This window comes from Paenibacillus glacialis (assembly GCF_001637205.1).
GTDB classification, from domain to species: domain Bacteria; phylum Bacillota; class Bacilli; order Paenibacillales; family Paenibacillaceae; genus Paenibacillus_AQ; species Paenibacillus_AQ glacialis.
This window is the reverse complement of the sequence record NZ_LVJH01000055.1, coordinates 1-8,144: the sequence shown is the minus strand read 5'-3', so window position 1 is coordinate 8,144 and position 8,144 is coordinate 1. Positions and strand designations below refer to the sequence as shown.

General features: G+C 37.5%; 6 protein-coding genes. All 6 read left to right on the top strand.

The genetic code is table 11. The features are described 5' to 3' along the window. Nucleotides 1-624 precede the first annotated feature (624 nt). The 6 genes from PGLA_RS20820 to PGLA_RS20795 all read left to right on the top strand — a co-directional run bounded on the left by PGLA_RS20820 (nucleotide 625) and on the right by PGLA_RS20795 (nucleotide 7,874). A complete protein-coding gene (locus PGLA_RS20820; RefSeq protein WP_068536572.1) occupies nucleotides 625-1,086 on the top strand; it encodes a GNAT family N-acetyltransferase in 462 nt (153 codons plus the stop codon). Nucleotides 1,087-1,697: 611 nt separating this feature from the next. Further along, nucleotides 1,698-4,070, top strand: coding sequence for an SEC-C metal-binding domain-containing protein (locus PGLA_RS27620; protein WP_068536567.1), 2,373 nt, complete (start codon nucleotides 1,698-1,700; stop codon nucleotides 4,068-4,070). A gap of 667 nt (nucleotides 4,071-4,737) precedes the next feature. After that, on the top strand, nucleotides 4,738-5,922 hold the full coding sequence (locus PGLA_RS20810; RefSeq protein ID WP_068536565.1) for an IS256 family transposase: 1,185 nt from the start codon (nucleotides 4,738-4,740) through the stop codon (nucleotides 5,920-5,922). A gap of 75 nt (nucleotides 5,923-5,997) precedes the next feature. After that, nucleotides 5,998-6,471, top strand: coding sequence for a hypothetical protein (locus tag PGLA_RS20805; RefSeq protein WP_068536563.1), 474 nt, complete (start codon nucleotides 5,998-6,000; stop codon nucleotides 6,469-6,471). A gap of 335 nt (nucleotides 6,472-6,806) precedes the next feature. Beyond that, on the top strand, nucleotides 6,807-7,259 hold the full coding sequence (locus PGLA_RS20800; RefSeq protein ID WP_068536561.1) for a VOC family protein: 453 nt from the start codon (nucleotides 6,807-6,809) through the stop codon (nucleotides 7,257-7,259). 270 nt (nucleotides 7,260-7,529) lie between these two features. Next, nucleotides 7,530-7,874 (top strand): hypothetical protein, encoded by a 345-nt coding sequence (locus PGLA_RS20795; protein ID WP_068536559.1) that lies wholly within the window; start codon nucleotides 7,530-7,532, stop codon nucleotides 7,872-7,874. Nucleotides 7,875-8,144 lie beyond the last annotated feature (270 nt).

Below are 8,144 nucleotides of genomic sequence, written 5' to 3'. Positions count from 1 at the left end.
ATTTCGAGGAAGTAAATTCAGCAGACACACCTGCACCACCTAACCGCGTCGCGGCCGTCCTTCGGACTTAAGGTGGTGAGGCGTCGGGAACACCCAACCGTTACCTGAAATATCTGGGATAGGGACATATGAAGGGCATTAAAGAAGCAATGATAGTGAAAATCAGGAAGCAATAATGAACAAAAGGTAAAGGCATAAGAATAGAAGCGAAAGATCTAAAGAAAAGCAGTTTTGAAATCAGCATAGAGGCATTTCGAAGAGGAAATAGAAGTACATAAAGAAGAATAAATCAAAGCCAACTGACATCAAAGATATGAAAGACATCAAGAACACGAAATAATTGAAAGACGTCTAATAACATTAAATGATAAGGGATCTGAGAGTGATTTCAGAGGAGTCAGATACATCAGGTAACACGGCATTCCTACTGCGGGCATTCGCCCTTGATCGCTTAGAAGGATTTTCAAGAAGATTATTCAGGCGACACATCCAACCGGCTAAGTCTGACGACCCGTTCCCTACGTTCACTTAAGCCGCTCGAACGTCAGGAATGCACATACGTTAGGTGAAATATTCGCAAGTAACATAATATAAACAATTATAAACGGATCAGGGAGCAGCGATATGCAAATCAAACAAACTAAAGATCATGAACTTATAAGTCAACTCAATCAAGAAGTACAGAATATTCATGCGACAATGTATCCTGAACATTTTAAGGAATATGATCACGTTACTGTAAGTGATTTCTATAAATTAATTATGAACTACTCTAATTTCCAGTTCTACACCATTGAAGAGAACGATATGGCCCTTGGTTATGTTTGGATAGAAATAAAGGAATATAAAGAAAATGCTTTTAGAAAATCATATAAATCAATATATGTACATCAACTAAACATACTTGAAGCTCATAGAAATAAAGGGCTAGGAAAGAAAATAATGAACAAAGTCAATGATATTGCAGAGCTCAATAATATTAAGAAAATTGAATTAGATTATTGGTCTAAGAATGATAGTGCCAAGAATTTCTACGAGAAGAATGGATACATAAGGTACAGAGAATTCCTATATAAGGACCTATAGTTTAGTTGGAAAACTCGAGGATGACGAATACATCACCTAACATTACATTCCTACATCGTCGCATCGCTCCTCGGTCGCCAGGGGGATTTCCATGAAGCGGATTCAGGCGCCACATCCAATCGGCTAAGTCTGATGACCCGTTCCCTTTGGTAACTTAAGCCGCTTGAACGTCAGGAATGCGGAAACGTTATATGTCATTGGGGCAAGAGATTGTAAAGAGTTATAAAAAAGCTATTAAAACCAATATCAAACTCAACAAATAATTTGGAATCTCCGACTACCAAGACGAATACCCAGCGAATCAATGAAGTTCTCCGATTATCAAAACATATACGAAAAAACAATAAAAGACCTATTTGAAAGTATTACAAGGAAGGCACCAACAATATATAACACAATGTTCACGCATCGTGGCATCCGCCTATCGGGATCGGCATTTTCGGAAGAATCCGACTAAATAGGTAACGCCCCACCCCCATCCACCTGACCGCAGTCGCAGCCGGTCGCTTTCGTTTTGATCGCACGAACCAGCAGCTTAAGGTGAATGGACGTCGTGAACACACACCGTTATGTGAAATTCGAATTCTAGTCCATGTTAAGAGGTGATAGTTGTGGTAAATATAGAATTAGACTATTTTGCTATAGAATGTGCTAATGGGCACCTAAATGAATGTGTAAATGATGTATGCAAGGAATGCGGTACACCGCTTGAGGATCAACGACAATCTGTTGACCCGTATGTAGAATCTCGTAAATTGTTATTGGAGAATGTATTATCAGGCATTGAAAATAGAGAATCGGAATATAAAAAGTTAAAAAAAGATATTAGAAAAGGTATAAGAACTAAGAATTGCAATGAGAATGAAATGGAAAAAGTTTCGGAGTATATTAGTATATTAAGTAATGAATTAAGCTTTGACATTTTCTACTCCATAAATATGACTCAAGAGGGGATTAAGTTAGTTGAAACTGTTGAAATTATAAATGAAATAAACTCATTCATGATTAAATTATATGATCTATTATGTGAAGTCACTTTATTTGAGCCTACTAAAGTATTTAGAAATATTCACAAAAGGCTTCTACTTACGGTTATTGCTTACAAGGAGTCTGTTGTTGAACTAATCATGGCAACTATTGCTATGAACGTAGACGATGCTATGAAATTGAAAGATAATTCACAAGTAAAGTTGGATAATTCAGCGCAAGAAGTAAAAATACTTGGAAGTATATTTGGTGCTCATAATATCGAAAATTTAACTGATTTGTTTCAGAATGGCGAATTGAACCACTCAGCTATATTAGGAATGGTATGGCAAACATCCAATGAAGGAACGATTGAAGAGAGAATTAGTGATGTGTGCGAGCAAACAAGTTACTATTTTCGATCAATTTTATCTAGAGATAAAGAACACTATTCAAATGATGATCTATTAAAACTGTCTATCTACAAGTATGTTGGTACTATAGCGTTTGATGATGAAAGTTTCTTTAGAAAGGTAAGTATTGCATACAAAACTTATGAGAAAGCTTTCGAAAAGAATAATAGCTTAGTTTGTAGGTTTCTTAGCCGATATACTGAAAAATATAAGTATATGTTCAAAAAGTTATGTGACCTTTCAATAGCATTTGGATTTGTTTTTGGTAATAATCCTTCTGATCATGTTCTTATGACAAACGGACTGAAATGGTATAAAGATCTATGTGAGGGAATATATCGTGATTCCATGATATTTCTATTATTGGCAAATTACATAGAAAGAAACAAGAGTTTAGATATCGATGAATTAATTGAATGGACCGGATTTGGTGATATTTGTGGTCAGTTTGCATCGCTAACAAAGTTCAAGCTTAATTACTTTGTTGAAGGTGTAGATAGTATCATACGTCATTCCGAAGCGCATGTAGATTATGATATAGATATCGACAATCAAATGGTAATACTAAGGAACAGACAAAAGAAAACTAAAACTATCTCCACAAAAGAGTATAGATTTGATGATTTCTTCGACCAAATGAATCTACTATCTGAGACAGTGTATTCATCGATCGCAGCGTTTACGGTATTTCTAATTAACAACAAGTATCAAATTGATAATGTAGATTCTTATTTTGAAGAAGATGAAGTGACAAACAAATTACTTGGAGTATATGCTGTATTGAGTTTATTTGGTATTTTAATAGATCAAGAGAATGAGAATGACAGCGCAATGGAGTTATCTGGTATGTATATTGGAGAAGTTGAACAGTTCTCGTTCGAGTCGATTCGAGCGATTTTTGCACCATTAGTCCAGGAAAAACCTCATTTAACCGATGTTAAACTTGAATTGAGTGATCATAAAGGAGAAAAGTTTGGTCATATTAAAGTTAGAACGGACTATATAATAAACTCATTTAATGAAAACGGAATCAAAAAAGATTGTTGGGTTTTAATGTATATGCTCACTACCAAAATTGAAAGCATATATGAGTCTGATGAAGTAGAGAATAAGAACGATAATAGATTCATATCAGGTATTCTTCAGCTCATATTTCCTATTTTAAAAGAAATTGATAATGAGAAAAAGAGAATTATTCGAACTGGAAAAGTTAATACTATTGGATTTGGTTGGATAATTGATCAAGTAAAGTATGTTGAAATGATTGCAGGAGAATACTTAGAGCATTCGATTGAGCCTAGGTTAATTCGCCATGTAAGTCAAATTTTCAAAAATATTAATGCTACAATAAATGTAATTATAGAGTACAATTCTAACCCCAGTATTAACTTAGATCTAGAATTCAAGAAAATATCAAAAGAAATGATGAATGTAGCACATTGCTTTGAATACTTATCAGGAAAAATTAGTGAAATGGAACTTTTCATTAATTATTCAGAAGAAGGTAAGAAATTGTACAAGAACGTTACGATTAATTCACCTTGCCCATGTGGAAGTGGGAAAAAATACAAGAAGTGTTGTAAGAAGTATATACTAACGAATTAAAAGATCACATAACACGACAGTTTCCTACATTACTTCCGATGACACAGTCCTTGTGAAGCAAGGACGTGGCCACTTTTTCCCCTAAGGCGTTAACAGGAAGGAGTGTCGGAAACTGCGGGCAAGAGATTGTAAAGAGCTATTAAGGACGTATTAAATCTAGTATTAACAAACTCAACAATTCATTGAAAGCAGTGAATCAATGGAGAACCTCCGACTATTAAGACATATATATATAAAACAAACATGCTATTGAATGTAATTCAGGGAAGGCCCCAACAACATATAACAATGTATTCACGCATCGGGTCGGCATACGCCGCCCCTCGGTCCGCAGATGTAATGAAGCCTAATCGATTGAAGTAAATTCAGCAGCAAGGAAGCAGAATCAGCGGACACATCCGCACCACCCAACCGCATCGCGGCCAGTCACTTCGTTCCTTTAGGGTGGTGGGACGTCGTGAATACGGAAACGTTATATGAAATCTTCGAAAAAATATAAGACCAAAGGAATATACCAATGACATATACTATGTACCACTATTTTGAGACTAATTTAGGACCTTTCAGAAATCTCGAGAGCGTAAAATATTTTGTGTAAATAGAAAAAGGAAGACCTTTTCTTGTAGAATTGAGTTACCACACAACAATTCAAAGAGAGGTCTTCCCTATGAATCATTTTACAACAGATTTAGTCCAAGCTCTAGTCACAAAGCAAGATGTAACGGAAGTATTTCGCAGTCACTTAGAGTCTGCCATGAATCATCTGCTAGAGACGGAGCTTACTGCATTCCTAGACTATGAAAAATATGACCGTATAGGCGTGAATTCAGGTAACTCTCGAAACGGTGGCTACTGCCGAACGCTTCATACCGAGTATGGGGACTTGCAGTTAAACATTCCCCGAGATCGTAATGGAGAGTTTAAGCAACAGACCGTAGCACCGTATAAACGCTCGAATGACACGCTAGAATCCTTCGTCATTCACATGTTTCAAAAGGGCGTAACGATGACGGAGATTGCCGACCTAATCGAGAAAATGTATGGTCACCATTACACGCCACAAACCATATCTAACATGACAAAAGTAATGGTCGAACATGTCGACGCTTTTATGAAACGACCACTTGAGAAGCACTATGTGTGCGTCTATATCGATGCTACATATATCGCAGTTAAGCGTGAAACCGTATCTAAGGAAGCTGTCTATCTTGCCGTGGGAATTCGTGAGGATGGTTCTAAGGAAGTACTCGCGTACGCCATTGCACCAACCGAATCAGCGTACATCTGGAAAGAACTGCTCCAGGACGTGAAACAGCGTAGTACGGAACAAATCCTTCTCTTTATCTCTGATGGACTCACAGGTATTGTGAATGCGATTCAGGAGATCTATCCGCAGGCAAAGTACCAAACATGCTGTGTTCATTTAGCGCGTAATATCGCCCATAAAGTTCGCGTGAGTAATCGAGCAGAGATCTGCGAAGACTTCAAATCCGTCTATCGATCCGACGATGAAGAAGCTGGTAAAGCAGCTCTAGCAACCTTCTGTGACAAGTGGAAGACTGCTTATCCTAAGGTCGTTAAATCCCTACGAGAAAATCCTTACATCTTTACGTTTTATAGCTTTCCAAAGCCGATCTGGAGAAGCATTTATTCGACCAATTTAATCGAATCGTTTAACAAACAGATTAAGAAATACACGAATCGTAAAGAGCAATTCCCTCATGAAGAAGCACTAGAAAAGTTCTTGGTTTCACAGTTTGAAAGCTATAACCAACGCTTTGCTACACGTTGTCATATTGGTTTTGATCAAGCTCGCTCAGAACTGCTAGCTATGTTCTCCACCCAAGACTAATCCTAGTTCTATAAGACAAGGTTATTTTTATTTACACATAATTCTTGACGCTCCCGAAATCTCTCAAAGCTATCGATGGATGATGCAATAGAAGTATCCAAACAAATAAGAGAAGTGGGAGAAGTATTTGCAAGTCAAAGAGCTGATGACTATTTATTTGTGAGGAGAGATCTTGAACGCCTTGCACGAGAAGCATTCATTAATAAGGGGGGAAAGCCCATAAATAAATTTCCTCATTATATGACTCTAGGATCCTGTGAATGGCTTGCTACATGGTATAAAAACCCTGGTAATTTAACAATTGATTGGAATGATTTTTCTCAAGAATTAGTTAGTTTTACATATGGGGACTTGTTTCCTACAATGCGGTATCAAGACGAGAAGCCTTATCGTAAGCAAGTTTACACAAAGAAAGAAATAGGAGAAGTAATCAAAGAGTTTGGAATGCCTCAAGAATGGAATAAGAACGGTGACAAGGGGCCAGAAAGATACATTGAAGTGCAAATATGGGATGAAGAGGTTATAAAGAAATTTTGTAAGTTGGACTGAGGGTCGAAGACATCATATAACAATGCATTTCTGCTTCATCGCTGGCGCTCCTTGGTCGCCAAGGGGGATTTCGGAGAAGCTTATTCAGACGACACATTCAACCGGCTAAGTCTGACGACCCGTTCCCGTTGGTCACTTAAGCCGCTTGAACGTCAGGAATGCCAAACGTTATATGACATACCCGAAAACCCAATTTCATATTTTCAAGTACTATGACTTCTTATTATTGTCAACAATTGTTACAAAGCAATATTTTTAGGATTAAATAATAATTCTTGATTTTAATAATATTGAAGATAAGCAGGTAGTAAATTTGTACACGAGGAGATAAAACTATGAAAAAAAACAAATTACTAAGAATGGACAATGTCGGCATCGTTGTAGAATCCCTTGATGACGCAATCTCTTTCTTCGAGGAGATTGGCTTGAACCTCGAAGGGCGAGCCACTGTCGAAGGTGAATGGGCTGGTCGCGTAACCGGACTAGGTTCTCAGTGCGTAGAGATTGCTATGATGGTTACCCCAGATGGCCACAGCCGACTTGAACTTTCGAGATTTCTCAGCCCACCTACTATATCAGATCACCGGACTGCTCCTGTAAACTCCCTCGGTTATCTACGAGTCATGTTTACAGTTCAAGACATTGACGAAATGGTATCCAGACTAACTAAGTATGGTGCTCAGCTCGTTGGCGAAGTGGTTCAGTACGAGGACTCGTATCGGCTCTGCTACATTCGTGGAATCGAAGGACTTCTAATCGGTTTGGCGGAACAACTCGGTAACAAATAAGTATGTAACGGTTTATAAAAGCCTTTACTGAAAATACACATTAATTGAGTAAAAATAGAAACAGAAAGGCAGATTGAAAGTAACTCGAAGAAGTCGGGTACGTCATATAACACGATATTCACGCATCGGGGCATGCGCCCCTCGGTCCGGCAGAAGTTAGATGTGGATTCGGGGAGGCAATGGCAGTAGCAGGGAAGCAAAATCAGCCGGACACATCCCTCCACCTAACCGCATCGCGGCCGCCCTTCGGGCTTAAGGTGGAGGGACGTCGTGAATACACGAACGTTATATGAAAGAAATGAAAACATTTATAAGTACATAGAGAGAGGTAGTTCAATGAGGGATGATAACGAATTCAAGTATCATAGTTTCACAAAAGGAAATCTGATAAATATATTAGAAACATTAAAAAAAGACAATCACAATAACGATTTCGATGACTTTGCTGAGTGGTGTCACAGCTTTTGGTCAAACTGGAGATCAGATAATGAAGGACTCTTTCATCGTACTGAAGAAGTAACGATTGATATTGTAATGGAAGTCTTTGACTTCAAAATATCAAGAATAGATATATCAAAAGAACAGATTGAAGAATGGCTGGTAAGATTATATTGATAAGTCAACAACATAATGGAAGTCTTATAAAAGATAAGATGGCGTAGATTATTTGGTAGTATTTCAAAGAAGACATTTTCTTCATATAAACCAGCTAATCAAAGTCAACTCTATCATAAAAAATATTTTATTAGGCGCTAGAAAGACATACTTAAACAAACCTACCCACTAGACGATTTTTATTGGAAGTTAATTTCCAATTATGGGATTAACCACATTTAAAAGCTTGATCAGACTTCCACATTCCAAAAATAATGCGTAAAAGCTTGT

What these genes read in the sequence shown, in the direction of transcription:
- PGLA_RS20800 (WP_068536561.1), top strand. Translation starts at nt 6,807, where the DNA reads ATGAAAAAAAACAAATTACTAAGAATGGACAATGTCGGCATCGTTGTA.
- PGLA_RS20810 (WP_068536565.1), top strand. Translation starts at nt 4,738, where the DNA reads ATGAATCATTTTACAACAGATTTAGTCCAAGCTCTAGTCACAAAGCAA.
- PGLA_RS20820 (WP_068536572.1), top strand. Translation starts at nt 625, where the DNA reads ATGCAAATCAAACAAACTAAAGATCATGAACTTATAAGTCAACTCAAT.
- PGLA_RS20805 (WP_068536563.1), top strand. Translation starts at nt 5,998, where the DNA reads ATGGATGATGCAATAGAAGTATCCAAACAAATAAGAGAAGTGGGAGAA.